The following is a 1,244-nucleotide window of genomic DNA, read 5'->3' on the forward strand; positions in this document are numbered from 1 at the left end:
CTATGGCCTATTTGCACAACTTTAGGCACACGACCTCAGATCCCACTGATGCCAAGCCAGCTGTACGATCGGTCTTGAGCGGCCAAGGCCGTAATTGTTCCCAAGCCTCGCTTCGTCACAGATTGAATGCATCAGAATGCTACGGGTCACGCTTGAGGGAGCTCTCAAAGCCAAGATAGAAGAAACGAACACGCTCAAATCCATGGTGATCACAGCTCCCAGTGAACTCAGGGAGCAACTACTTTAGATAAACACCCAACAGGTCATTTCTATGTGTCGGTCTTTTCGGGTACGAGGAGCCGATCTTTGTGATCCACTACAAGGTACGAAACTTACATGTAACTATCTTGCACAGCACATTCACCATCTCACCGAAGAAATCGACGCTCTCGACGCTCACCTTGGAAACCCTTGTCCCTCAGGTTGCGCCAAAGACCCTTAGTGTCTTTGGGATGGGGGTGGGAACTCTAGCGGCGTTGCTCGTGAGTATTGGGGATAATCCCAAGCGTCTTAGGTCTGATGCATCTTTTGTGTGCCTCTGCAAAGTAGCACCCATCCTGGCGTCTCTTAGTAGTGTCACACACTATCGACTCCATCGGGGAGGTGCTAGGGATGGCAACAGCGCTCTTTATGTCGCAGTCATTGTCCGCCTGCGCTACTGCGCAAAGACCAAAGCGTACATGGGGCGTCGAACAGCCGAAGGTCTATCAAAAATGGAGGTGATTAGGTGTCTAAAGCGTTACCTGGTGAGAGAGGTACTTAGAGCCCTTTGCTCAGACTATGAGAATTTGCGAAGGGTCTGATCTATAGGAGCGCCCTTTGCCACGGTACGATAGCGAACAAGCCGCACCAAGAACTGCGTCTCTCGTTCCAGCTTCCTCAGCCTGAGCTTCAAGCTCATCCAGCAGACGGTGAAGCGGTGGAAGGGTATTCAGCATCCCTAAGGACTCCGAGAGCTATTTGACGGGTGATATTTATCGACGGGATACCCGCCAATAAGACCCGACGGAACCCTAAGTGGGACGGCGCCTAAATGATGTCAGCAACTGTTCATACACTAGGTGTGACCACAGCTCAACTCTTGTCGCATAGACCCTTCGATATAAGCCCTACATATTCAGCCGTTAGTGCAAGGTTGACAATACCAGGCTAAGCCTAGAAGCACCGACCAACTCTGTGAATTGGTCGCCCAAAACTAAAGAAAGTGCCCCCTGAGCTGGTAGAATAGGTGTAGAAAAGCATCC

At 50.9% G+C, this 1,244-nt stretch carries 1 protein-coding gene and 1 pseudogene; both read left to right on the forward strand.

Annotated features, from left to right (window positions below):
- Positions 1 to 308: 308 nt before the first annotated feature.
- Positions 309 to 803, forward strand: a complete 495-nt coding sequence (locus BUA24_RS11765; protein ID WP_072792815.1) for a transposase — start codon at positions 309 to 311, stop codon at positions 801 to 803.
- Positions 804 to 806: 3 nt separating this feature from the next.
- Positions 807 to 1,033, forward strand: a pseudogene (locus BUA24_RS13550) (IS256 family transposase); the annotation flags it as partial.
- Between the last annotated feature and the right edge of the window lie 211 nt (positions 1,034 to 1,244).

The organism is Ferrithrix thermotolerans DSM 19514 (assembly GCF_900128965.1).
In the GTDB taxonomy this organism is placed as follows: Bacteria; Actinomycetota; Acidimicrobiia; order Acidimicrobiales; family Acidimicrobiaceae; genus Ferrithrix; species Ferrithrix thermotolerans.